This window comes from Asaia krungthepensis NRIC 0535 (genome assembly GCF_025995175.1).
GTDB lineage: Bacteria > Pseudomonadota > Alphaproteobacteria > Acetobacterales > Acetobacteraceae > Asaia > Asaia krungthepensis.
Map to the genome: position 1 here is coordinate 268,931 of NZ_BAPV01000061.1, position 24,523 is coordinate 293,453.

Below are 24,523 nucleotides of genomic sequence, written 5' to 3' on the forward strand. Positions count from 1 at the left end.
CCGGCTTGCGGATCGCCCTCATTGCGCATCCGCGGCATCCAATCGCCCCGCCATTCAAGGGGGGGATGGAGGCGCACAGCTATCATCTCGCGAAAGGCTTGATGGCGCGCGGGCATGACGTCACGCTCTTTGCGGCCGGGGACAGCGCCTCATGTTTCGATATCGATCCTATCATGCCAGTCCATTATGACCGCGACTACCCATGGGAAAATACCACGCCCCACCCAGACCTCTACACCATGCTCGATCATCATTTCGGCGCTGCGAAACATCGCATTTTCTCCGGGCGCTATGATGTCGTTCATAATAACTGCCTGCATCGGTTCATCATGCAGGAAGCGCATCGCACGAATATGCCGTGCGTGACTTCGCTTCACGTCCCCCCCTTCGAAGCGATCCATGGTGTTGTACGCGACACGCTTTGCGCCACTCATATCGCGACCGTCACCTCGGCACGACAGAACTGGTCCTGGTGGGGTGCTGCGCCGCCCCTTGAGAGCGTGGTGGTTCATAATGGTATCGACCTCGACCTCTGGCCCGCGCCCGACGACATACAGACCTTACCGCATGAAGAACACGCCCTGTGGTGCGGGCGTATCACGCGCAACAAGGGACCTCATCACGCGGTACAGGCCGCCAGAAAGGCCGGGTTAGGCCTTCGCCTTTACGGGTATCTGGAAGATCGCGACTATTTTGCCCAGGAAATCCAGCCCTGGCTGGACGAGCGCATTCTCTATGGCGGCGTGGCGGACGGAACCACGCTGTCGCGCGCCATGCGTCAGGCCCGACTGTTGTTCTTCACACCGTGCTGGGACGAACCCTTTGGCCTCGTCGCCGTCGAGGCTATGGCGAGCGGTCTGCCTATCGCCTGTTTCGATCAGGGCGCGGCTCGCGAGATCATCGGTGAAGAGGCTGGTCGTTATGCCCGCCCGAACGATGTAAACGCCTTGGCACAGGCGGCACATGATGCCATGCAGATCGGCCGCGATGTGCCACGCAAGCGCGTGGAGGCCTGTTTCAGCCAGGAGCGCATGATCGACGCTTATGAAGCGCTTTATGCGCGGGTCCGGGCGGCATCGGACCACCTCGCGCCTATGAGCCAGCCCTACGAAACGCTCATATTGTAAACGGCGTAAAGCGCCCAGAACAGGGTTCCGCCCAGCGCCCAGTAATTGGTGTGAAAATGGTCCTGCATATCGACGGAGGTTCCGGCGACGGCCCAGGCAAGACAGACATGGAACATCAGGACGCCCACAGCCATGGCAATCATGCGATAGCGCAGGCGGCGCTGAGCCTGAGCTTCCTGCGCCTCGAGGGAGGTGGCGGCGATTTCTGCGCTCATTACTTCACTCCAACTGTACGGCACGTCATCGACAGCTTCGATGAGGACGGCCCCTGGATCCTGCCTGGTATCCCGTCCCAGGTATTGGGTCCTGCGCGGGTTCATGATGGGAAAATGGTAGAAACTGACCAGGAATGCAAAAAATTGTATGACCTCACAATGCATACAATGTGAGCGATGCATCCTGAGGCACAAAAACAGCAAAAACTAAGCAAGACAATTTTTTGGTCCCGACCAAACAATGTCGATCTCGTCCGATAACCCTCGGATTCAGCCCGATAAATTTCTCTCTTTTTCGTGATAACGAACGTGAAGTGTAGGGTTACACGATATCTGAAAACCCGGCAGCGGGGCGATATTCGAGGACCGAACGCAGGTTCACCAATGAGTCGCGGAGCTGCTCCAGATCCGGCGCACTTCCCAGGGCAAGTCGAACCCCGGCGGGGGGATCGCCACTGACCGTGAAAACCGAACTGGGAACGAGTGCCAGTCCTTGCCGTCGGGCAAAAGCAACGAAATCCGCGCTGCTCCACCACTCGGGGAGGGAGAGCCAGACATGCGGACTTGGACCGGATTCTGGCAGACGCTCACCCATGATCTGACGCAGGATGTTGTGCCGCTGGACCAGTTCGTCCCTGATACTGCGCAGACATTGCTGCGCGAGACCCGTCTCTATCCAGCGGGACACGAGCGCGTCGAGTATACCTGCCTTGGCCTGACAGATTGCCCGTACGCCCGACATGATGCGCCGCGTCACATCCGCACCGGGCAGAACGATATAGGCAGTACGCAGGCCTGGACTGAGAACCTTGGAGAGCGTCGCCACATAGATCACACGCGCCGGGTCGAGCATCGCAAGCGCCGGAGGGGGCGCTTTAAGGAGCAGACTATACGGGTCGTCTTCCACGATCTGCACCTGATGTCGTCGGGCGATGGCCAGCACCGCCTCACGACGGGCAAGGGACCATGTCGCGGTAGTGGGGTTTTGCAGAGTAGGCGTGCAATATAATACGCGCGGTCTGTGCCGGGCGCACAGCGCATCCAGAGCCTCGGGGATCATCCCCTCACTGTCCTGTTCCACCCCGAGCAGAACATAGCCGAATTGCGCCGCGAGCGATCTCATACCCGGATAGGTCAGGCGGTCGGTAATGACCGCCTCTCCCGGGCGCAGCAACGAGCTCATGATGGCAGAGAGCGCCACCTGTGCGCCGGGCACGATCAGGACGTCGCTCGCCCGTCTGCGCCCCAGCATGGGCGCAAGCCATTGCGCGCCCAGTTGCCGGTCCTGCTGCGTTCCTCCTGTCACACGATAGGACATCAGAGATTGCGCATCCTGATGGCGGAAAATCGCAGCAATCTCGCCCTGGATCATAGTCTGCAAGGACGGCTCTCTGGGAAGCGGAGGCGAGTTCATGGTCAGGTCGATGACGCTTGCCTCGGTCTGGCGCCAGGAGCCGTCACCGGCATTGATCCTGACAAATGTTCCCCGACCGATCGTGGCATCGAGCAAGCCGCGCTTCTGTGCCTCCGCCATGGCGCGCGTGACCGTGCTGAGATTCGTGCCGAGCCTTGCCGCGATGATGCGTTGAGGCGGCAGTTTTTCTCCCTCCTGCAATGCGCCTTTGCGTATGGAACGCGCGACAGCCTCCACGATCGCGAGATAAAGCGCGCCTGTATCTTTTCCAATCGCGGTTTTCCACTCATCCAGATAGGCGTTCTCCGCCATCATCTTGCGCCCCCGGCTCCGGACATATTGGCGTCCTCTGTAGCCTGTCTTGAGCGTAACGGAAAACGGTGCCGATTGAGGCCGACGATACGCTGCCCGGCATGCGGTTCACGGAGCATAGCGAATTCATAAAACACTATCATGTATAGTGATTATATATTTTAACGAGATTCATCGTTGACATGAGGCAGCATTATATTCTGTTATTCTGCATCAATAACGTTTTGCTATCGTGAAATAGCCGGACGCCCTTATCTGACGCAGGAAGATCGGTCATGGATTTCACAGATATATTTCGCGCTATCTCTGAGTCAGCCGTGCTGCGCGACCGTGAGCGAGCACCTGCGAGCCAAGCCGTATCGGCGCTTGCCGAGGCAGGTTTCGGGCGTCTGCGGTTATCTGCCGATGACGGTGGCAAAGAGCTGAGTCTGACAGCGTTCTTCCGGTTGTTACGCGATCTTGCCAGCGCAGATTCCAACATCCCGCAGATCTTTCGCGCGCATTTCGCCTTTGTCGAAACACTCCGCGCAGGCTTGCCCGACGCCGCGCGGTGGCGCGGTCTGATACGCGACAACCGGATTTTCGGTGCGGCCATGGCCGAGCGTGGCAACGAGACCAGCGTGACCACCGAGGTGACAGATGGACCGAACGGTCTCGTTCTGAACGGACGTAAATACTACTCTACCGGCACGCTTTATGCCGACTGGATCATCGTCTGGGCCAGTCTGGCGGGCGACCGCGTCCGCGTACTGGTGCCTGCCGATGCACCGGGTGTGACACGCGTGGATGATTGGGACGGGTTCGGCCAGCGCCTGACGGGCAGTGGCACGACCCTCTTCGAGCAGGTCGCTATCGCCCCCACCCAGATCGTCGAGCGTGCCCCCGCCGACACGCCGCCCAGCCAGCCTTTTCTCGGCGCCTATTACCAGCAATTCCACAACACCACTCTGGCTGGCATCGCCCAGGCCGTGCTGCGTGATGCGCTGGCTTTCGTACGACCGCGCGAGCGTGTTTTCGGCGTGCCCGGCAAATCAGTGCAGAAACATGATCCCGTGGTGCAGGGCGTGGTAGGGCGTCTGTCCTCTCTCGCCTATTCGACTGCAGTGCTGGCCGATCAAGGCGCGCGCGCGCTTGAGGCCATCGAGCCGCTCTTCCTTGCAGGCCATCACGACGACGATGCCATCGAGCGCGCTCAGGAGGAGATCTTCAAGGCGCAGCAGATCATCGCCCAGCAGACGCTCGAGGCGGCCACCCTTCTCTTCGAGGTCGGAGGGGCGTCGGCCACCTCCGAGACGCTGAGGCTCGACCGCCATTGGCGCAATGCCCGCACCCTCGCCTCTCATAATCCAGCAGCCCAACGCCAGCGCGAGCTTGGCGATGTTGCCCTGAACGGCACACGCCTATGGACGCCCTATCGTGACGGGCTGCGTCGCCTCGCCGAGGCCAACCAACAGGGAGACGCCGCATGACCCATTCCCCGCTCGCCCCCCGCAAGACCCTGCACGTCAATCTGTTTGAAATGGCCTGTGTGAGCCATATCGTGCACGGCATGTGGCGCGAGGAGGGGAATAACCGCCAACGCTTCGGTGAAATGGCGTTCTGGCTCGACACGGCGCGCAAGGCCGAACAGGCCGGTATGGACGCGATCTTTCTTGCCGATGTGATCGGAATTTATGATCGTTTCGGCGGTCTGGACGCCTCGTTGCGTCTGGGGCTTCAGATCCCCAATCTCGATCCGCTCTCGCTCATCCCCGCCATGGCAGCCGTGACCACCACGCTCGGTTTTGCCGCCACATTTTCGACCACCTATGAACCGCCCTTCGCTTTCGCGCGGCGCATGAGCACGCTCGATCTGCTGACCGAGGGACGGGTGGGATGGAATGTTGTCACCTCGTATCTGCCCAATGCCGCGCGCAATTTCGGCCTCGATGGCGAACTCGAGCATGACAGCCGCTATGACCGGGCGGATGAATATCTCGAAGTGCTCTACAAGCTCTGGGAAGGCAGCTGGGAAGACGATGCGGTCATCGAGGATCGCGAGGGTGACCGCTACGCCGATCCCGAGCGCGTGCGCCACATCCATCATGATGGCGATCATTTTCGCGTCGAAGGCCCCCATCTGGTTCAGCCTACACCGCAGCGCACCCCCGTGCTGTTTCAGGCGACCGGCTCGCCACGCGGCCTGAAAACCGCCGCCCGTCATGCCGAGGCCGTTTTCATCGGCGGCAGGACGCAGGAGGAAGTGCGTCGTGCCATCGCCCGTACCCGCGAGGCAGCCGCCGCCCAGGGGCGTGACCCCGCCGAGCTGAAATTCTACGTGATGGCCGGGTTGATTGCCGGACATACCGAGGAAGAGGCCCAGGCCAAGCTCGCCCGTTATCGCGCGCTCTATTCCGTTGAGGGCGCTCTGGTTCATGCCCAGGCGGAGATCGATCTGCGCCAGTTCGATCCCTCGCTGACTCTGGGTGAGGCTCTCGCACAGAGCGGCCGCGCACTGGGCAATATGGGCCGTCGCTTCGGTGCGGAGCAAACAATCGGTGCCGCCCTTGCCCAGATTGCCAGCTTCGATGAGGGGCGGTTTTTCCGGGCGGGTACGCCCGAGCAGATTGCGGATGACATCGAGACCTGGCTCGATGAGGACGGGATCGATGGCATCAATCTGCGCCAGTATCACAGCCACGAAACCCTCGATGACTATGCCACACTGATCGCACCGGAACTGCGCCGTCGCGGCAGGCTTCCCCCTGCCCCTGTGCAGGGCGAGACACTGCGCCATCGGCTCACGGGACGCGACCGGTTGCCCGACACCCATCCCGCTGCCCTGTATCGCAGCGCCCCTGCGTCATGGCCCGGCCCTGCCGGGACCGGCCAGAACGCCCCCCTCCCCGCAACTGATTCAGCGTCAAGCGGTCGGCAACAGACCGTGCAGAAAGAAAGCGCCCTGCCATGACCCGCCTGCCTTCCTTCGCGTCTTCCTTCGCCTCCCCGATCGCCCATGCTCCCGAAGGTGTCTCGTCCCTCGGCGGTTCTGCGGCCCTCTTGGCGCCGGAAAAGATCAACGTGCTCTGGTTCCTGCCAACCCATGGCGATAGCCGCTATCTCGGGACGAGCGAAGGTGGTCGCGCGGTCGACCTGCCCTATCTCCAGCAGATTGCGCGCGCGGCAGATTCGCTTGGCTATTACGGCGTCCTTCTGCCCACAGGGCGGAGCTGCGAGGATTCATGGGTGGTGGCGTCCTCGCTCATCACCTCGACGGGACGTCTGAAATTTCTCGTGGCCGTGCGCCCTGGGCTGCAATCCCCCACCCTGGCCGCGCGCATGACCTCGACGCTCGACCGGCTCTCGAACGGGCGTCTGCTGATCAATGTCGTGACCGGCGGCGATCCGCGCGAGAATGGCGGTGACGGGCTGTTTCATGACCACGCCACGCGCTATGCGATTACGGACGAGTTTCTCGACATTTATTCCCGCTTGCTGCGTGGCGAAACCGTCGAGCATGAAGGCCCCCATTTCCGTATCGCCGATGGACGCCTTCTCTTCCCGCCACATCAGGAAAACGGCCCTCCGCTCTATTTCGGTGGCTCTTCCGATGTCGGGATCGATATCGCGGCACGGCGCGTGGACAAATATCTTACCTGGGGCGAGCCTCCCGCTCTCGTGCGTGAAAAGATCAGCCGCGTACGCGAGGCCGCCGCAAAGACCGGGCGCGAGGTGAGCTTTGGCATACGCTTTCATGTGATTGCGCGCGAGACCACTCAGGAGGCCTGGGCCGAGGCCGACCGGCTGATTTCCAAGCTCGACGATGCCACCATTTCGGAAGCGCAATCCGTTTTCGCGCGGCTCGATTCCGTCGGGCAGGCCCGTATGAGTGCCCTGCATGGCGGCCGACGGGACAAGCTGGAAATCAGCCCCAACCTCTGGGCCGGTGTCGGGCTGGTACGCGGCGGTGCCGGCACGGCGCTGGTGGGAGACCCGGCCACCATTGCCGAGCGTATCGACGAATATCGCAGCGCGGGATGCGACAGTTTCATCCTCTCAGGATATCCGCATCTGGAAGAAGCCTATCGCTTCGGCGAACTGGTGCTGCCACTTCTGCCGACAGCCCATCCGGTGCGGGCACAGAAGGCCAGCAGCAATATGGGACCGTTCGGCGAGACGATTGCAGGCAGCCATCGTCCCGGGCGGGTAGCGGCCTCATAATGTCCGACACGCTTCCTCATCATCCCGTCGCGATTATCGGCGGCGGCGCGACCGGCACCATGGTGGCGTTTCACCTGCTGCGCCAGCGTCCCGACCTCGGGGCAGGTGCGGTAGCGATCATCGAGCCGCGCGCGCAGCTTGGGGCGGGGCTGGCCTATGGCACACGCGATACGCAGCACCGCATCAATGTGCCCGCCGCGCGAATGAGCCTCGACACAGCCGTACCCGGCGATTTTCGTGCCTGGCTCGATCTCGATGCGCTTGCTGCGACAGATCCGGACGCCTTTCTGCCCTCGGGCGATCTCTACCCGGCACGGGCGCAATTCGGTCAGTATCTGACCGCACGCATCGCGCCTTTTCTGGACGCAGGATGGCTCGTCCATCACCGTGACGCCGTGACGGGGGTGATGCGACATGACGGGAACTGGGTTCTCACCCTCAGCGACGGGGGAGGCCTGACCGCGTCCCATGTCGTGATCGCCCTCACCCATCCGGCCCCAGCCTTGCCCGCTGCCTTACGCCCTCTGGCACAGGAGGGACGCGTCGTGGCCAATCCCTGGCGAGACGACGCCCTGGCACGGATCGCAACGCAGGATCGCGTGGCGATTATCGGTACTGGGCTCACCATGGCCGATATTGTGGCGAGCCTTGAGGCCCGCGGCCATCAGGGGCCGATCCTTGCCGTTTCGCGACGCGGCCTGCGTCCACGTGCCCATGCCGCGGAGGCCTCGGCGCTTTCGGATATCCTGCATCTCGCATCCGCGCCCACGGCTCTGGGCCTGTTGCGCACTGTCAGAGCGGCTTTGCGCGACCATCCTGATCTTTCCTGGCACGAGATCATCGATGCGACACGCAAACAGGGCCGTAGATTGTGGACGGCGCTCGATCTTGCCGAGCGCAAAAGGCTCATCCGCCATTTGCGCCCCTTCTGGGATGTGCACCGCTTTCGCATCGCCCCGCAGATCGACGCGATCCTGACACGACGCCTCGACTCGAAGCGCCTGTCTATCCGGGCGGCGCGTGTCATCGAGGCAAAGGCAGGTCCTGAAGGGATCGCTTTAACGCTTCAGTTCCGTGGGGAAGCGCCTGAGACGCTCATTGTCGATCATGTGGTCAATACGACCGGTCCCGATCATGCAGGTATCATCCACAACACGCCGTTCCTGCGCGCTCTGGCAGAGCAAGGTCATATCGCCCCGGACCCGACCGGTCTCGGGCTGCATACCGCCCCCGATCACCACGCCCTCTCCGCCAGAGAAACCGCTCAGGATACAGCGCCCCTGCTGATCGCCGGGCCGCTCTCGCGCGGGACGTTCGGGGAGTTGATGGGCCTGCCGGAAGTGACCGAGAACGCCCAATCCGTGGCGCGCCAGCTCGCCGCAGAACTGAACACCGCGCAACAGCGCGTTCCCGACGAGGTTCGATCATGAGCGCCCTGCCCCCGCATCCGCCCGAGCGCCCTGTCATCCGCTCTGCCGAGGATATTGCTGCCCTGGTCAATCGTGGTCCCTCTGGCAAGGGACATGCGAATATCATCGTCCTGCTCGCTCTTGGGGGCGTGTTCCTCGATGCCTACGACCTGACCACCCTCTCCTACGGCATTGGCGATGTGCAAAAGCATTTCGGCCTGACGGGCTCGCAAACCGGGATGGTCGCCGCCGCCATGAGTGCCGGCACCATCGTGGGCAGCATCACGGGCGGTTGGCTGACCGACAGGATCGGACGCTATGCGGTGTTCATGGCCGATATGGCCTGCTTCGTGATCGCAGCCCTCGTGGCCGCTGCGGCCCCTACCGCCAGCATCCTGATTCTGGCCCGCTTCGCCATGGGGTTCGGCGTGGGGATGGATCTGCCCGTCGCCATGGCGTTTCTCTCGGAATTCTCCAAGCTCACCGGCAAGGGCAGCAAGGCGGGGCGCGCCGCGGCCTGGTGCCCGACCTGGTATGCGGCCTCATCCGCGTGCTTCCTTCTGGTCTTTGCGCTGAATGCGGTGGTCCCGGCCAGCCATCCTGACTGGCTATGGCGCGCCTCGCTCGGCTTTGGCGCTGTACCGGCGTTGATCATCATTCTGGTACGCAGCCGCTATATGAGCGAATCCCCGCTCTGGATCGCGCGTCATGGCGATCTGGAAAAGGCCGCCGCCATCCTGCGCGTCACCCATGGGGTCGATCCGGTGCTTCATATCACCGTGGCTCCTGAACCCGAGGCCCCTCCAAGCCCCTTCTCCCTGCTCCGCAGGCCACTCCTGCCGCGCACGCTACTGATCATCGGCATGAAGCTGGTCAGTGCAACCTCCTATGCCGCGATTGCCTTTGGCGCCCCCAGTCTGCTCGCAACCATGCTACACATGAACCGGACCGAGGTGCTCAGTGTCTCGATCCTGCTCAATCTAGTCTTTGCCCTGACGGGTGGGTTGCTTGGCGTGCGCCTGACCCGGAGCTTCGGCTCGCGACCGATTACGCTGGCAGGGTACGCGATGCAGGTTGTAGGCATCGCCCTTCTGGCGGTCATCGGCACGCCACATTCTGTCGCCGGGATCTGGCTGGTCATGACCGGTTTTGCCCTGTTCCTGTTCGCGCAGGGCTTTGGCCCGGGATGCCAGCAGATGGTCTATCCAACCCTGAGCTACCCGACAGAACTGCGCGGGACGGGCATCGGGTTTACCAATTTCATCGCAGGGTTTGGCGGGACGCTGACCATGTGGGCGTTGCCGGGGCTCTATACGAGCCTTGGGACGCAGATCTTCTGGGTCATCCTGATTGCGCCTGTTTTTGGCATCGCTCTTCATCTTGTCCTGAGATGGGAAGTCTTCGGATACGACGCCGATGCCGATCCCGCCTTGCGCCGGGTGCGCGCCGAACCACGCAGTATGTCGGCCCCTGAACGGCTCTGCCCTTCCAACCCCATGCGCTGAACTTCCCGGGAAAAGGGCTCGCCCTGACCGGGAACGGCCGATCTCCGCCCGTATTCAACGACCAAAAATGAGTGAATTCATGAAGAACGATCCCATGCAGTCATTACACCCGTCCATGCGATGTCCATCCCCGCCCAAACACTCAAAACCGACTCACCGACCAGGCTTCTCCGCCCCTTTTCACGCGCTCACGACCCCATCTTCCGGATATCGACCCCATGAAACATCGCCACCGATCTGACGTCGTCCTGCGCCCCCTGTCTCGCCCTGTGCCGGGCCTCGTCTCTGCGCGACGCCATCTTTCCAGCGCCTCCATTCTTGCCCTTCTGGCCGGGGGCGGCCTTGGGTCGGTCGCCCCGGCCTATGCCGCCACAAAGCCTGTAAACGACACGGCACACACCCAAGTCGGAGCCCCCCGTACCGGTGCCGCGCATCCCAAACGCCCCTCGCATCTGGCAGGCAAGGCGGAATCCATCACCGTCTCACAGCGTCGCCTCTCCCCCGCTGCTGCCGCGGCACGTCAGCTCGATACGGTGCCGGGTGGAGTCTCGGTCATCAATTCGAAAGAGGTTTTGCGTAGCCGCAATCTGACCAATGCTGATCTGCTGGCCTTTCAGCCTGGCGTGTTCGCCCAGAGCTCCGGCGGCGGGGACGGGTTGCGTTTGTCCATCCGTGGCTCGGGCATCCAGACAGGCACGAATTATTTCCGCTCCGGTATTCTGCTGATGTTCGACGGATTGCCGGTCACCACCCCGGCAGGCACGCCCTATGAGCTTTTCGAGACGTTGGGCATTCAGTACACCGAGGTTCTGCGCGGAGCGAATGCCTTCGATTACGGTGGGTTGCAGCTTGGGGGTGCGATCAATTACGTGGCCCCGACGGGCTATACGGCAGATCATTTCCAGGCGCGTGTCGAGGCGGGCAGCTTCAATTACAACAAGCAGCAGATCAGCTCCGGCGCCGTCATCGGCAAGTCCGATTATTATATCAGCATCACCAAATCCTATCGCGGCGGCTATCAGGCCCAGACAGCCGCAAGCAGCTTCGGCGTGAACGCGAATTACGGCTATCGCTTCAACGACAATGTCTCGACGCGCCTTTTCTTCCGCTATCGCCAGACGCAGAACGGCTATCCGGGCTATCTGACCCGCGACCAGATCGAGACCAACCCGAAACAGGCTCAGGCGCTTTATGCCACGCTGCATGGTCATCGCATCCAGCCCGGCAGCAAATTCTATGGCGACATGACCACGATCCGGATCGATGACCGCTCCAAACTCGAACTCGGTTTCGATTATCAGGATGCGCCGATCGATATCCAGAATACGGCCACGGCCCAGCGCTGGGGCTACAAGACGGTCGCGGGCGTGCTGCGTTACAGTCGCGATGACAGACTGTGGGGCCATAAGAGCGAGACGCTTTTCGGCATCGATACCTATACCGACCTGGAAGCCTGGCAGACCAATCGTTCACGCACCAATACCGGCATTTATGCCAAAATCCCCTTCGGCACCGTTCTGCGCCACTCGAATTACGGCGGCACCGATAATTACTTTCATATCCGGAACAATTTTGAGCTCTTCCATAATTTCTGGCTGACGGCGGCCGGTGCGCTCGATTTCGTGCAGCGTTCGACCGAAGTGACCTATCCCACGCAGAGCTCTGTCGGCACCTCGGGACTTGGCTTTACGCCACGTGGCGGCTTTCGCTACGTGATTTCGCCCCATGTTTCGATTTACGGCAATGTCAGCCGCAGCTTCCAGCCGCCCAATGACTGGCAGCTTCTGTCAGGCGCGCTCTACACCTCCGGCCCGGCACAGGGACTCAATGCCTCGGGGGTGAAGCTCGATAACCAGACCGCCACGACCTATGAAGCCGGTACACGGGGAGAGTGGAAAAACAATCGCTGGAGCGTCTCCTATTACTATTCGGACGTACGCAACGAGTTGCTCTCGGTCATGACGCCCCTCTCCCAGCTTTACGGCGCGGCCACCTATTCCAATGCCAGCCCGACGACGCATCAGGGTGTCGAGGCCTCGCTGGAAACCGATCTCGTCAAATGGTCAGGTGGCAAGCTCGGCCTGCGCCAGTCCTATACCTGGCAGGATTTTCACTTCAAGCATGACGCGGTGTTCGGCCAGAATGCCCTGCCCGGCATCCCGGCCCATTTCTATCAGGGGGAAATACGGCTCGACCTGAAGAACGGGCTCTATGCCAATTTCAATACACAGGTCTCGTCCAAGGTCTCCGGCTCCTATGACGACACCTATTACGCGCCCTCCTACCATATCTTCAACACGACCATCGGATATGAATGGCCGCACAAGCATCGTCAGGTCTTCCTGTCTTTCAACAATCTCGCCAACACCCATTACGCCTCGATTGTCGTGCCGGGCTATATCGCCGCAGGCAAGCAACTCTCGGTGTTTCAGCCGGGCGACGGCTTTGGCGTCTTCGCCGGTGTCTCGGCGGGCTTTAACTGAAACCCGTCTGTGAGAAAGGATGGAAGGCAATTCAACCCATGTCCCAGGTCATCTCGACCTGGGATTCGTAGGTCCGGTTTTTGACCCAGCGCCTCGGTACCCAGATGATCCCGGCCCCATCCCGCGACAGGGCTTCAGGCGGAAGATCGAGATCCGGCACCCCGTCATAAAAAATGTGCAGAAAAGCAATCATCGGTGTCCCGTCCCAGCTAGAACGGTATTCCGCACTCTGAATCCATATGGGCTCTCCGAGGAACTTGTCTCCCTCCCAGCTCAGGAGTGGAGATTCAGGCGGAACTTTTCCCGCCACCTCGTCCAGAACAAACCGACGTTCAGCCTCAGGGCTCATGAAGAAGGGTTCGATGACGCTATACGGCATGTCCGCAAGCTCGAAAAACTCTGGCCTTGCGTCGGGACGGGAGGAATACTCTCTCGCGCTTCCCGTATCTCTCGTTCGACAGAACCTTGCAATGTCACGCCCTGGAGGCGCCTCTTGATCGGAGGATGAGGGTGCAGTGTACAGTGCACATTTCTCCCCACCACGAACGAAACGCAGCTTGTAAGGCGGATTGTCAGGCGTATGGGGCCAGACATCGATGATCGGATTGACGAAAACGAGGAAGGAAGTGACATCTTCAGGCAGACAAGCGCGAACCGGATCCGGGAGATCAGATACCTGGTATTGACAGTAGAAAAGATAAGGTCCGCTCTTTTCTCCCCAGCGCCAATTTGGCCACGCCATCGTTTCCGGCATGAAGGGGGATCCGAAATAACGGCTCGACTTTTCGTTCTGAATGCCTGAGCTCCCTTCTTCCATGCTCTGGAACCGAGGAATATAGGCGTCGGCGGTAAGTTTCTGAGCGAGTAATGCGCCTAAGGCCTCACGGGCTTCGATGATTTTCGACTCCAGATCGATTTTTCGCAGATCGATAACAGGAATACTCTTGCCAGTGAGATCCAGATAGGCCTGCGCGAGAAGAGGGTCCGCATCATTTATAATGACCAGCGCCGCAACGGTGGCGGGTTGCACTTGGAGATATGCGCTTATCTCCTCCATCGAGGCTCTGAGATTTGGGTAAGTGCGTGGCGGCAAAACCTCATTGGGCCCCCATAATTTCCCGGGCAGCGCCAGATCGCCGGCGCAGAGCCTGATAGACGTGTCCATCAGCCTGCGCTCGAGAGGAGACCGTACAGCAAGGTCGATATCGAGTCCCTGCGCGACGATAAAGGCTTGCGCTTCGGGCCCTCTCACCACTCCGAACCTTCCATTCGGCAAGCCCCAGGAAAAGGGTTCACATGCCGACGCCAACGCGTTCAGGGGCGGCAGACGATCATAGCAGGGCAACGGCATAGGTTTATCTCCCGGTGCTTGCTCGCACCTTGTTTCACGCCAGCATTTCCTCGGCCCGTGCGAACAGGCAAGAGGCGTGGAAACCCTGTCACGTGATTGTGGCATTCCGCCCCCAAAATCCCATTGTCCGACAGAGAACCAGCCCGAGCAGGTCGGACATCAAAAAACAGAGCCAAGCCCCTGTTCTGCCCTTTCTTTCTGGAACATTTGTCGCGATCAAACGCTCTGGCCGGGCGAATTCATGGAACGGTCACACACCACCTTGCATGAATCCTTTATCGAGGCGCCGTACCCCGGCACTCTTCTGGAAAAAGGAGCAGGTCAATGGAACTTCAGCTTCAGTATGACACGTCCAACGCCCCGTCCGATCGCTGGCGTCAGACGCTCGTCGCCGCCTGGCGCGAGCATCGTCTGGCCACGATTTCCTTTCAGTCGCGTCGCGGCGCGCTGATGTCTCTGGACGAAGAGACGCTGCGCGACGATGATCAGACCTGAGCCCCAAGCGGCTCCTCCGCCTGGGGCCATGTGTCGCAGGCGAGAGGGGCTGCGGCTCCCCTTTCAGAACAGGTATTGTCGCCCCACACCATGATTAGTCCGATACGCTCTCTTGCTGCTGCCCTTCTCACCCTGACCTGCCTCAGCCCGGCTGCCGTAACACGTGCAGCGCCTGAACCGGTGAAAACACTTTCCGCATCAGACCTGCGGACGAAAACGCCCATCAAGCATGTGCTCGTGATCTTCGATGAGAATGTTTCGTTCGACCATTACTTCGCGACCTACCCTCAGGCGGCGAATCCGGAGGGAGAGCCGGTCTTCCTGCCGAAACTCGGAACACCCCCAGCCAATACCCTGCTGCGCTCCAATCTGCTGGTCACCAATCCAAATACCAACCCCGCCAATGGCGCAGACGCCTCCGTCCCGTTCCGGCTCGACCGGACTCAGGCGAGCACGGCGGACCAGAACCACGGCTATACGGCCGAGCAGATGGCCTATAATGGCGGCAAGGCCGATCTGTTCCCATTGCATACGGGCAGAGGGTCGCCCGGTGGCGTTGGCGCATTCGCCACGCGTGGTCAGGTCATGGGGTATTTCGATGGCAATACCGTCACGGCGCTCTGGCGTTATGCCCAGCGTTTCGCGATGAGCGACAATGCCTATACCGACACATACGGCCCTTCGACCCCGGGGGCGCTGGAAATCGTGTCTGGCCAGACCAACGGATTGCATATCACCGCCTCATCCCAGAAGCCCTCGACGCGGCAGATCGTTTCTCCCTTCATTGGAGACGGTCAGGGCGGCATGACCATGATCAACGATATAGACCCCACAGGCGATGTCTGCTCGATCCCCGGTGAGCAGGTCTGGATGGAGGGGCGCAATATCGGAGACCTGCTGAACGCTAAGGGCGTGAGCTGGGGCGGTTTCATGGCCGGGTTCGACCTCTCGACCCATAACCGCAATGGCACGACCGGATGCCAGCGCGCCACCTACTCAACCGTCGTTGCCCAGACCGTGGTGGATTATATCCCGCATCACAACTGGTTCCAGTACTACCCCAGCACGTCGAACCCGAAACATCTTCGTCCGTCAGGTGTTGAAGCCATCGGTCAGACGCTCGGCGTGGATGGCAAGACAAAAGACCCGGCCAATCACCAATACGACCTCGAAGACTTCATGGCAGCCACACGGTCCGGCCATATGCCTGCCGTGTCCTTTCTGAAACTTCCCGCCTTCCAGGATGCTCATGCGGGCTATTCCAACCCGCTCGACGAGCAGGAAGGCGTGGTACGGCTGGTCAATTTCGTCCAGTCGCGCCCGGAATGGAAGGATACCGCCATCATCATCGCCTATGACGATTCGGATGGCTGGTACGACCATGCCTTCACACCGGTTCAGCATAGCTCGCATGACGCCTCCGCAGATCAGCTCGACGGGGCGGGGCAGTGCGGCAAGGCACCGGCCTCTGTCGGGCTCAGGGGCAAACCTGTCAATGGCCGTTGCGGACCGGGCACACGCACACCGCTTCTGGTTCTGTCCCCCTGGGCGAGGCAGAACGCCATCGACCATACGCTCCTGACCCAGAGTTCCGTGCTGCGTTTCATCGAAAACAACTGGCTCGATGGCATGCGTCTTGGCGGAGGTTCTTTCGATCAGGATGCGCGTGACATGGACGGGCTGTTCGACTTCACCAGGACGCCCGATACGACGCCGCTCTATCTTGCACCCAAGGACGGGGCGGTTCTGCGTGAAGCGCCGAACGCTTTCTGAACACGCGCACCCCGCCCTGTCCCTGCTTTCTCGTGGCAACTCCCATCCCATGAGCCGCCGGGTCATGGCGGTTCTCTTCCTCGGGCTCATGGGACCATCGGTCAGCCACGCCCAGGTTCATTCCTGTCAGGTCCGGATTGATGGCAGTAACCCCTGCCCGGTCAGACTGGTCCGGCCCGAAGAGGCACCGCTTTCTGCCATGGCAATGCTGGGCAAGGCGCTTTTTTTCGATACCCAGCTCTCTGGGTCAGGCAGGCTGTCCTGTGCTTCCTGCCATGTCCCGGCCGCACATTATGCACCCGACACGGCGCTTGTTTTTGCTCAGGGGGGCCAGAACATGGACCGCTTCGGCGTACGGGCGGTTCCTTCGCTCACCTACAGGGAGCGCCAGCCTCCTTTCAGCGTGGGACCGGACAACGCCACCAGTGAAGCAGCGCCTCCTGCCCCACCGCCACCCGGCATTCGCAATGTCAAGTCCGCCAGCGATACCGGGGCCTCTGCTCTGGCAATGGTGCCTCAGGGAGGCCTCTTCTGGGACGGCCGAGCCGACACGCTGCAAAGCCAGGCCGAAGGACCGCTTTTCGACCCAAGGGAGATGGCGGCCACTCCGCATCTCGTTGCAGAGCGCCTTCGCCACGCGCCCTATAGCGCCAGTCTGTTTCGTCTGATCGGAGCCGGCGCCTCGGACAAGATGCTGACAGCAGAGGCCTTGTTCGCTCTTGCGCGTTACCAGATCGAGGCGAAGGCTTTCCATCCCTATTCCAGCCACTATGACGACTGGCTGGAGGGAAAAGCGCGTCTCAGCCCGGAGGAAGCTGAGGGAATGGCGCTTTTCAACAATCCCTCGAAAGGCAATTGCGCCGCGTGTCATCTGAGTGGCGTGGACGGCGAGGGTCGCCCCCCACTCTTCACAGACCATCAATATGAAGCGCTCGCCGCCCCTCGACAGAAACTTTCCCTGCCGGGGAGCCCCGATCTGGGGCTTTGCGCAGCAGGTAGGGCCGATATTGGCCATGATGCTGCCTATTGCGGCTTCTTCCGCACCCCGTCATTGCGCAATGCCGCCACCAGACATGTCTTTTTTCATAACGGCGTCTTCACCTCGCTGCGTCAGGTGATGGATTTTTACGTCTTGCGCGATATCGAGCCTGAGCGCTTTTATCCACGGCGGGCAGATGGAACGCTGGCGCTTTACGATGATCTCCCGCCCCGCTACTGGGCGAATATCGACAAGACCGATGCTCCTTTCGGCCCCCGGCACTCTCCCGCTTTGACACCCGATGAGCGGGAGAAGATCATAGCATTTCTGGGTACCCTGACAGATCGATAAGCCCTGTCAGACCAGGGGGCCCTCCCGGACCGACGATCCGGGTATGTGGTGCGCTGTTGAGGGATATGGTCCACGTGACAGGCTTTCGCGAGACATAGCGACCAGCGCAAAGACCGGGAAGTGCTGATCAGCCTCCTCTGCGTCGGGCTGTTCTGGGCACCTCGATGACGAGCCATAGTGTGAAGAGTACCAGACCGATCAGCCCGACACGCCATAGCGGGTCCGGATAAAGCACGAGAAACCGCAGTCCGCTAGCCCAGAGGAACAGCACGAAACCCGTTGCGACGATGACCGCAATCTGAGCAGGGCGCCAACCGCTCAAGGCCTCCGCAAGGGCGGGCAGACCCCGCCGGTGCAACAGCCAGAGTGCACAGACGAGAAACGCCGACCCGAAGAGGAAAAGCCCCCATGGAGAGAAATCCATCCCCTGATTGAAGCGCCCCGTATCCCCTGTTGCGATGAACGGACGCATCCAGAGGTAGGCGACGAGTTCGGCAAGATTGAGGACCAGAAACCAGTAAAGGGCAAAGAAGGATACCCGATGCGACGCCGCTCTCACCCGACAGAGGCACAGGGTAAGGACCACCACGAAAATGCAATGCATCGCCAAGGGCGCTGCACCGATAGCCGCCTCGGCGACATGTCCACGACCGTGAAACAAGGCATCATAAGGAACACCCTCGTCCCAGCCTTGCATTGTGATCAGGTTGCCCCAGACCACCGTCATAGGCGTGGAGGTATAGCCGAGGACCCAGGCCGTTGTGCTGTGAGCGAACTCGTGCAGAAGGATCATGAGAGCCTGCAGGATGAAATACCCGCCAATCATGAGCCCTCCAAAAAAGACAGATCTCAGGGCAGGTCGTGCAGGCATGGGGCTCTCCTTGTCATGGGCCTCTCAGAACTCCGGCTGAATCACGCATGGTCTGTCGCTCCGGTTCCAGTGAAATCGGTCTATGGCACCGTCGATCTGCCTGAATCGCCCTCGATAAAAGGCGTCGTCAGTCACGACAGGCAGGGGCTTCGCTTATGATACTGACACGGCATCTTGCAGAGAATTCTGCAGGGAATCGAGTGCGTATGCCCCCCTGAGGCCTTGATCACAGGCTGGGACCGTCAGGCATATCCTGTGTGGCGGCTTTCGACGCGTCGACCCGCGCCATGCCGCAGACTTGACGTGCCCTGCCTGACCTCTAGATTGATCCTTGCCTGAAAAGACAGCGATGCGGGTATGGTGATAACCTGCGGTCTCTCCGGAGACAGTCACGCTTGAGCGACTGAACCCGCTCTTGGCCATGGCCGGACACAACGAGGATTGGCTTCGTTTGTGGTCGGTCGTCGCTGTCCGCATCGAGACCGGCTCGTGTCCGTTTGAACAACGGCAAAGGCACGACCATGAAACTCAATCACATCAATCTCTACAGCCACGACACGGAAGCGGACCGCGCCATGTTCGAGCGCTATTTCGGCCTGCAGACGCTCGTTGTGCGGGGCTCAACAATGGCGATCCTTCAGGACGATGACGGTCTCGTGCTGATCGTGAACCATTTCAGCCGCAAGCTCGAGGGGTTCGCTTACCCGCAAGAGGCGGACATCCTGCACATCGGCTTCATCCGCGATACGCGCGAGGAGGTCGAGGCATTGCATGCACGCCTGTGTGACGATGGCTGGGAAGTAGAAGCGCCCTGTCAGACCCATGGCGCCTGGGCTTTCTATTTCCGGGCCCGAGGAGGCTATTTCGTGGAAGTCACAACCCGCACGCCCGTCAGACCTCAGGAAGCCTACCGCGATGTCGTACGGTAGACGGCGAGCCCGTCGACAATACGATCCCACGACAGGCTGCTGAATCTGTCGAAACGCCGACACGGGCAGACCGTATGCCGGACAGGCGCAGCAAACTATTCCGCCACGCGCGTCCGGGCAGTCAGCTTGTTGCCATCGGGATCACGCAGATAGGCGACGAATATACCATTGGGGCGCAGGGTCGGCGGGCTCTCGACGCTGGCTCCCCCATGGGCAACGCCTGCCGTGTGCCAGGCCAGAACATGGTCAGCACTGATGGCAGCGATGCCTATGGTGCCCCCATTCGCATAGGTGGCGGGTTTCCCATCGATCGGGGTTGTGATCATCAACCGACCGCCTTCATGCGTATAGATCAGACGACCGCCTTCATCGATCCTGCCGGGACCGCCGCCCAATGCGGCAAATGTCGCGTCATAGAAACTTTTCGATTTTTCTAGGTCATTACTACCGAGCATGACATGGGTGAACATGGGTTTCCTCTCCCGGTGAAACGCGTATCGAGCCCGCATGATCTGGGCCCTTGCCAAACGAACCTGACCTTCTGCCGCTGAGGCCTCTGCAAGAGCCAATGCGCTCCTAGACAGAAGAGGCAATCCGCAAAGATACTTATCACGTTCGAGAACGCGTAGGGCGGAAGGATATTTTTTCCTTTCTGAAAAAGGGAAGTGCGCCAGACAAACTCGCCAGTATCGATGGTCTACCCCTCCCTGGTAGCTCCCACGAGGGTTTTCCCAGTTGGTCCCTCTCTGCCACCTGGTTCTCTCATCCATGCATTTGCGGCGTAAAAGCTGGGCCGAAAAAGTGACAGGCTGACCGATACTGTGTTGCGCGCTCTCCCCTAAGGAAGTCCCGACAGCTCCGCTGTCGCAAGCATGTGTCTGAAGCTGAGAAGGCCCCGGCTCACGCTGAGTCCGGGAAATCGACCGACGCTATTCCCTCCGGGCGCGGGTCTGCACGCCGACCGGGCATCCCTCCGGAACCGTCAGGACCATGTTTCCAGGTAACGGGGGATGCCAGATGACGCAGTCATCGAACCTCTACGGGCGGGGATAGAGAGGCGGGCAAAAAAGATGATTCACCGAGGCGCATGATAGCCATCCATACCTGCCTCAGACTTTTTCTAGGGCAATCGCATTCTTCACTACGCCGCTCACCGACATGGCGGCGGAGGCCTGATCTCGTGGACTTTCGAGAAGGTGCGACGATCACGGTGTCTCTTCAGGCAGGCCTCGCTCTGTCAAATGAGGCGGTACCTGTGACCCATAAAGGCATGACCGCAGGGTCGACATTCATCCTTCGGCTGGTGCGACGGATCGGGCTATGCGAATGATGCGGTTCTCGAGAGGTATGGACACCTTCCATGCTCCACCCTCTCCGCGAACGACCTTTCCTGCTCAGGACGAAGAGGAGCCGCAGCGATCATGACGCCGAACACGGCCCTTCGTCGCGGCTGGACAACGGGAAGTTGCGCCACGGCGGCGGCCAAGGCAGCATGGATCCTTCTCCGGACCGGGGATTACCCGGACCCCGTGAACATTACGTTGCCGGGGGGAAAAAGCGCCGCGTTTGCCGTGAACGGCGCCAGTCGCACGGGTGACACAGCCTGGGCGAGCGTGATCAAGGACGCTGGTGACGACCCCGATGTCACCCATGGCGCGCTCATCAGCGCCACAATCGAGTCAGCGCCAACCGGTGCTGGTATCGTCTTCCGCGCCGGGCCGGGCGTGGGGACAATCACCCGGCCCGGCCTGCCATTGCCGCCGGGAGAACCGGCCATCAATCCCGTGCCGAGAGACATGATCCGCAGGGCATTGACAGAAATCACGCCAGCGGGCGCCGATGCCATTGTCACGATCTCGATTGCCGACGGTGAAAACCTCGCCGAAAAGACGCTGAATGCCCGGCTCGGCATTATCGGCGGCCTCTCGGTACTTGGCACGACCGGGGTCGTCATCCCCTATTCCTGCTCGGCCTGGATCCATTCCATTCATCGGGGCATCGATGTTGCACGCGCACTGGGTCTGCCCCATCTCGCCGCCAGTACGGGCTCGACATCCGAGAATGCGGTTCAGGCGCTCTATGAACTGCCCGAAACCGCGCTGATCGATATGGGCGATTTTGCCGGGGGCACGCTCAAATATCTGCATCGTCACTCTGTGCCGCGGCTGACAATCGCCGGGGGTATCGCCAAAATGACCAAGCTGGCTCAGGGCCATCTCGACCTGCATTCCAGCCGAAGCCTTGCCGATCCTCTCGCCCTTTTGACCTTGGCCGCCCCCCTTTCACTTTCTCCCGGCCAGATAGAGAGCCTGCGCCATACCTCGAGCATCGCCGAGGCTTTCAGCGCCCTTCAGGACCCACGGTTAGGGACACTTATCGCGCAAGCCGCCGCGGCAACGGCCCGACGCACCCTTAACGCACCCGGCTGCGCGCTCGATGTGGTGGTGTTTGACAGACAGGGCAAATTGGTCGGACGGAGCGGCCTCTCCTGATCAACAGATCACCCCTCAAAAAATAGTATGTTTTGAAAACAAACCGTAACGAATAACAATTGACTCATCTATAATATGAAAATTACATCTATAACTTCTTGGGATGAAGGATAGATGCATGGGAATGAGAGAGTTTATCGAGAACTACGGAATTTCTCGATCTACGGTGGCATTCTCCCTCTTGCTGGTCATCTCTACCACAACTTATAGACCCGCTTTCGCAGCGACCCATTCCCATTACCGCGAGAAAGCGCCCCACTCCGAGGGCGTCACACACCATACGAGTGCGCCGAAACCGACCGCCAGAACCATGAAGCCTGGCAGGGAGGCCATTTCTGTCAGTGGGAAACGACTGCGAACCCATGCGGCTGAAGTCGCCATAAGCCGCAACGTCATGAACCGTTTCGTACCCGGCACGAACCCCATGCAGATTCTGGCGCTCACCACACCCGGTGCCAATTTCACATCTTCCGATGCCTTCGGCCTCGATACCGCAGCCAACACTTTTTACGTGCGCGGTTTCACCCAGACCCAAATTGGCGCAACGCTCGACGGTATTCCCTTGGGGACGCAGGGCTTTACCAACCAGAATGGCGTCTCCATCACCCAGGCCATGATCCAGGATGATCTGGCAGGCATGACCATCTCGCAGGGAGCCGGTTCACTCGATACGTTCTCTGCCCAGCTTCTGGGGGCGGCCATGACCTATACCTCGTCGGACCCGACGGACAAGGCTGGAGGGAGATTGAGCCAGAGCTTTGGCAGTTATAATGCCTTTCGGACCTATGCCCGCGCGGATAGCGGGGTACTGAACCCGAGCGGCACGAAATTCTATACGTCCTTCGCGCGCACAGAGAACAAGCTGTGGAAGGGCGAAGGCTATCAGCGCGAGTTACAGGCCGATGCCAAGCTGGTTCAGCCGATTGGCAGCACGGGCAAGATCACCGGCTTTTTCGGCTATGGGAATTTTACCCAGGCCAATTATCTGTCCCTGACTAAAAACATGTGGGAGCGCCTTGGACGGGACACCACCTATCTCAAACCCGATTACGAAAAAGCCAAGCTCTGGGCCTATTACGCGCAATTCACCTCGAAGGTACCACCGGGTTATGAGGGGATCCTGTCCAATAGTGAGGTCGGGAATTATGCGTGGGATGGCTCGCAGATCCAGCGCAGCTATCTCTCTTCGGTCAATGGCCATTTCGACCTTACCCCGCTTCTGCATTCCGACACGGTGGCCTATGGCAACGTCTCGAGCGGCGTCTATGGGGGCACCAACAACTTCGTGACCTCACCCAGCTATGGCGTGCCCATGCTGCTGGCAGATGGCAGCGTCAGCGGTGTGCCCATGGCCCTGCAACGAGCGCATGCTGGGATGCAACGTGTTGGCTTCACGCAGAAATTTTCCTATGAAGCCCCGCATCGCAATCTGGTCGAGGGCGGGTTGTGGTACGAGAACAACCGCTGGATCTACAATGCGCGCCTTTATGAAGACACACCGACTGCCGCGCATAACATGATGTCCGATCTCAAAAAGGGTACGGGCGCGACCTGGTTCGAAGATACCTATAACTCGAACAGCTTCCAGTTCTTCCTTCAGGATCGCTGGACGATCATCAAAGGGATGACCCTCCTGGCAGGGTTCAAATCCCTCACCCAGACCACCCATGGCGGTACCAAGAACGACTTTACCCAACAGCTCAAATCCGAGGGCTGGAACACCTATTATCGACGCCCGGCGCGCGGTTCACTGACGGCCTCGGGCGCGTTCCTGCCGCATTTCAGTTTCGACTACCATTTTCTCGAACATCACGAGGTCTATTGGGATATCGCAGAAAACCTGCGCGCCTATGACTACTACTCGCAGGTTGCGTCAGGCACTGCCTGGGGGGGACTTGGCAATGCCTCACAGCCGGCCCAGCAGGTTTTCGATGCGAACAAGAAAATCCTCAAGCCGGAACGCACCTGGAATTATGTGGTCGGCTATCGCTATGACGATGCCCTGTTCACCGGCACTCTCGATTATTATCACACAGATTATTATAACCGCCTTGCTTCCATCACCGAAGGAACAGCCAATAACACCCGCAACGCCTATATGAATGTCGGGCGTGAAACCATGGATGGGGTGGATGTTCTGGGTGCCATACGCCCAATCAGGGGACTGGAGATTACGAACAGCTTCAGCTGGAACGATGCGCGCTATCAGGGGACGGGCATCAATTACGGCGGCCGCCTCTACAGCCTCAAGGGCAAGCGGCAGGTGTATTACCCGGCCTATATGTACAAGGCGAACCTTGCCTATAGCTGGCGCAGCACGATATTCAATTTCAACGTGAACTATATCAGCGCACGCCCCATGACCTTCCTGAACGATATCAGCATTCCGCCCTACTGGCTGGCCAATATGACGCTCGCTCATGATTTCGGGCGCATTGGCTTCGCCGATCATCTCAAGGCGAGTTTTGGCGTGACCAATCTGTTCGACAAGAACTACATTGGCGGGGTGTACGGTGCGGCTTCTGTATCCGGTGATAATAACAGCAATCTCTTTGTTGCCTCACCCCGTCAGTTCATCGGCACGATCGGGGCCCAGTTCTGAGCCCCGTCGCCTCAT

General features: G+C 60.2%; 18 protein-coding genes. 13 read left to right on the forward strand and 5 right to left on the reverse strand.

Annotated elements, in window-relative coordinates:
• Positions 1-5: 5 nt before the first annotated feature.
• On the forward strand, positions 6-1,127 hold the full coding sequence (locus AA0535_RS15360; RefSeq protein ID WP_264817549.1) for a glycosyltransferase: 1,122 nt from the start codon (positions 6-8) through the stop codon (positions 1,125-1,127).
• On the opposite strand, the gene AA0535_RS15365 is transcribed toward AA0535_RS15360, so the two are convergent.
• Positions 1,106-1,342, reverse strand: coding sequence for a hypothetical protein (locus tag AA0535_RS15365; RefSeq protein ID WP_264817550.1), 237 nt, complete (start codon positions 1,340-1,342; stop codon positions 1,106-1,108). The two genes, AA0535_RS15360 and AA0535_RS15365, sit on opposite strands and share 22 nt — an antisense overlap.
• Positions 1,343-1,664: 322 nt before the next feature.
• Positions 1,665-3,068, reverse strand: a complete 1,404-nt coding sequence (locus AA0535_RS15370; RefSeq protein WP_264817652.1) for an aminotransferase-like domain-containing protein — start codon at positions 3,066-3,068, stop codon at positions 1,665-1,667.
• A gap of 275 nt (positions 3,069-3,343) precedes the next feature.
• Between AA0535_RS15370 and AA0535_RS15375 the strand changes: the two genes are divergently transcribed.
• The 6 genes from AA0535_RS15375 (at position 3,344) to AA0535_RS15400 (ending at position 12,665) form a co-directional block, all read left to right on the forward strand.
• On the forward strand, positions 3,344-4,537 hold the full coding sequence (locus tag AA0535_RS15375; protein WP_264817551.1) for an acyl-CoA dehydrogenase family protein: 1,194 nt from the start codon (positions 3,344-3,346) through the stop codon (positions 4,535-4,537).
• Positions 4,538-4,617: 80 nt separating this feature from the next.
• Positions 4,618-6,018 carry an NtaA/DmoA family FMN-dependent monooxygenase gene (locus AA0535_RS15380; RefSeq protein ID WP_373319363.1) on the forward strand — a complete coding sequence of 467 codons (1,401 nt, stop codon included), beginning with the start codon at positions 4,618-4,620 and terminating at the stop codon, positions 6,016-6,018.
• Positions 6,015-7,268 carry an FMNH2-dependent alkanesulfonate monooxygenase gene (gene ssuD / locus AA0535_RS15385; protein WP_264817553.1) on the forward strand — a complete coding sequence of 418 codons (1,254 nt, stop codon included), beginning with the start codon at positions 6,015-6,017 and terminating at the stop codon, positions 7,266-7,268. The genes AA0535_RS15380 and ssuD overlap by 4 nt, the downstream gene beginning before the upstream one ends.
• Positions 7,268-8,698, forward strand: coding sequence for an FAD/NAD(P)-binding protein (locus AA0535_RS15390; RefSeq protein ID WP_264817555.1), 1,431 nt, complete (start codon positions 7,268-7,270; stop codon positions 8,696-8,698). Before ssuD ends, AA0535_RS15390 begins: the two co-directional genes overlap by 1 nt.
• Positions 8,695-10,182, forward strand: coding sequence for an MFS transporter (locus AA0535_RS15395; RefSeq protein WP_264817556.1), 1,488 nt, complete (start codon positions 8,695-8,697; stop codon positions 10,180-10,182). Before AA0535_RS15390 ends, AA0535_RS15395 begins: the two co-directional genes overlap by 4 nt.
• Positions 10,183-10,400: 218 nt before the next feature.
• Positions 10,401-12,665 carry a TonB-dependent receptor family protein gene (locus AA0535_RS15400; RefSeq protein ID WP_264817557.1) on the forward strand — a complete coding sequence of 755 codons (2,265 nt, stop codon included), beginning with the start codon at positions 10,401-10,403 and terminating at the stop codon, positions 12,663-12,665.
• Between the two features lie 31 nt (positions 12,666-12,696).
• On the opposite strand, the gene AA0535_RS15405 is transcribed toward AA0535_RS15400, so the two are convergent.
• On the reverse strand, positions 12,697-14,016 hold the full coding sequence (locus tag AA0535_RS15405) for a hypothetical protein (protein ID WP_264817559.1): 1,320 nt from the start codon (positions 14,014-14,016) through the stop codon (positions 12,697-12,699).
• A 324-nt stretch (positions 14,017-14,340) separates the two neighbouring features.
• On the opposite strand from AA0535_RS15405, the gene AA0535_RS15410 reads away from it, so the two are divergent.
• From AA0535_RS15410 to AA0535_RS15420, 3 genes are all read left to right on the forward strand, one after another.
• Positions 14,341-14,511 carry a hypothetical protein gene (locus tag AA0535_RS15410; protein WP_264817560.1) on the forward strand — a complete coding sequence of 57 codons (171 nt, stop codon included), beginning with the start codon at positions 14,341-14,343 and terminating at the stop codon, positions 14,509-14,511.
• A 90-nt stretch (positions 14,512-14,601) separates the two neighbouring features.
• Positions 14,602-16,284 carry a phospholipase C gene (locus AA0535_RS15415; protein WP_264817561.1) on the forward strand — a complete coding sequence of 561 codons (1,683 nt, stop codon included), beginning with the start codon at positions 14,602-14,604 and terminating at the stop codon, positions 16,282-16,284.
• Between the two features lie 64 nt (positions 16,285-16,348).
• Positions 16,349-17,614 (forward strand): cytochrome-c peroxidase, encoded by a 1,266-nt coding sequence (locus tag AA0535_RS15420; RefSeq protein ID WP_264817562.1) that lies wholly within the window; start codon positions 16,349-16,351, stop codon positions 17,612-17,614.
• Between the two features lie 127 nt (positions 17,615-17,741).
• Here AA0535_RS15420 and AA0535_RS15425 read toward each other — a convergent pair whose 3' ends face one another.
• A complete protein-coding gene (locus AA0535_RS15425; protein WP_264817563.1) occupies positions 17,742-18,485 on the reverse strand; it encodes a hypothetical protein in 744 nt (247 codons plus the stop codon).
• Between the two features lie 521 nt (positions 18,486-19,006).
• Here AA0535_RS15425 and AA0535_RS15430 point away from each other — a divergent pair.
• Complete coding sequence (locus AA0535_RS15430; protein WP_264817564.1) at positions 19,007-19,414, forward strand: VOC family protein; 408 nt, start codon at positions 19,007-19,009, stop codon at positions 19,412-19,414.
• Between the two features lie 95 nt (positions 19,415-19,509).
• On the opposite strand, the gene AA0535_RS15435 is transcribed toward AA0535_RS15430, so the two are convergent.
• On the reverse strand, positions 19,510-19,884 hold the full coding sequence (locus AA0535_RS15435; RefSeq protein ID WP_264817566.1) for a VOC family protein: 375 nt from the start codon (positions 19,882-19,884) through the stop codon (positions 19,510-19,512).
• A gap of 951 nt (positions 19,885-20,835) precedes the next feature.
• On the opposite strand from AA0535_RS15435, the gene AA0535_RS15440 reads away from it, so the two are divergent.
• Together AA0535_RS15440 and AA0535_RS15445 are read left to right on the forward strand one after the other, a co-directional pair.
• On the forward strand, positions 20,836-21,906 hold the full coding sequence (locus AA0535_RS15440; RefSeq protein ID WP_264817568.1) for a cobalt-precorrin-5B (C(1))-methyltransferase: 1,071 nt from the start codon (positions 20,836-20,838) through the stop codon (positions 21,904-21,906).
• A gap of 310 nt (positions 21,907-22,216) precedes the next feature.
• Positions 22,217-24,508, forward strand: a complete 2,292-nt coding sequence (locus tag AA0535_RS15445; protein ID WP_264817569.1) for a TonB-dependent receptor domain-containing protein — start codon at positions 22,217-22,219, stop codon at positions 24,506-24,508.
• Positions 24,509-24,523 lie beyond the last annotated feature (15 nt).

What these genes read in the sequence shown, in the direction of transcription:
- AA0535_RS15380 (WP_373319363.1), top strand. Translation starts at nt 4,618, where the DNA reads ATGTGGCGCGAGGAGGGGAATAACCGCCAACGCTTCGGTGAAATGGCG.
- AA0535_RS15430 (WP_264817564.1), top strand. Translation starts at nt 19,007, where the DNA reads ATGAAACTCAATCACATCAATCTCTACAGCCACGACACGGAAGCGGAC.
- AA0535_RS15375 (WP_264817551.1), top strand. Translation starts at nt 3,344, where the DNA reads ATGGATTTCACAGATATATTTCGCGCTATCTCTGAGTCAGCCGTGCTG.
- AA0535_RS15435 (WP_264817566.1), bottom strand. Translation starts at nt 19,884, where the DNA reads ATGTTCACCCATGTCATGCTCGGTAGTAATGACCTAGAAAAATCGAAA.
- AA0535_RS15445 (WP_264817569.1), top strand. Translation starts at nt 22,217, where the DNA reads ATGAAGCCTGGCAGGGAGGCCATTTCTGTCAGTGGGAAACGACTGCGA.
- AA0535_RS15420 (WP_264817562.1), top strand. Translation starts at nt 16,349, where the DNA reads ATGGCGGTTCTCTTCCTCGGGCTCATGGGACCATCGGTCAGCCACGCC.
- AA0535_RS15370 (WP_264817652.1), bottom strand. Translation starts at nt 3,068, where the DNA reads ATGGCGGAGAACGCCTATCTGGATGAGTGGAAAACCGCGATTGGAAAA.
- AA0535_RS15390 (WP_264817555.1), top strand. Translation starts at nt 7,268, where the DNA reads ATGTCCGACACGCTTCCTCATCATCCCGTCGCGATTATCGGCGGCGGC.
- AA0535_RS15395 (WP_264817556.1), top strand. Translation starts at nt 8,695, where the DNA reads ATGAGCGCCCTGCCCCCGCATCCGCCCGAGCGCCCTGTCATCCGCTCT.
- AA0535_RS15425 (WP_264817563.1), bottom strand. Translation starts at nt 18,485, where the DNA reads ATGCCTGCACGACCTGCCCTGAGATCTGTCTTTTTTGGAGGGCTCATG.
- AA0535_RS15365 (WP_264817550.1), bottom strand. Translation starts at nt 1,342, where the DNA reads ATGAGCGCAGAAATCGCCGCCACCTCCCTCGAGGCGCAGGAAGCTCAG.
- AA0535_RS15415 (WP_264817561.1), top strand. Translation starts at nt 14,602, where the DNA reads ATGATTAGTCCGATACGCTCTCTTGCTGCTGCCCTTCTCACCCTGACC.
- AA0535_RS15400 (WP_264817557.1), top strand. Translation starts at nt 10,401, where the DNA reads ATGAAACATCGCCACCGATCTGACGTCGTCCTGCGCCCCCTGTCTCGC.
- AA0535_RS15405 (WP_264817559.1), bottom strand. Translation starts at nt 14,016, where the DNA reads ATGCCGTTGCCCTGCTATGATCGTCTGCCGCCCCTGAACGCGTTGGCG.
- ssuD (WP_264817553.1), top strand. Translation starts at nt 6,015, where the DNA reads ATGACCCGCCTGCCTTCCTTCGCGTCTTCCTTCGCCTCCCCGATCGCC.
- AA0535_RS15440 (WP_264817568.1), top strand. Translation starts at nt 20,836, where the DNA reads ATGACGCCGAACACGGCCCTTCGTCGCGGCTGGACAACGGGAAGTTGC.
- AA0535_RS15410 (WP_264817560.1), top strand. Translation starts at nt 14,341, where the DNA reads ATGGAACTTCAGCTTCAGTATGACACGTCCAACGCCCCGTCCGATCGC.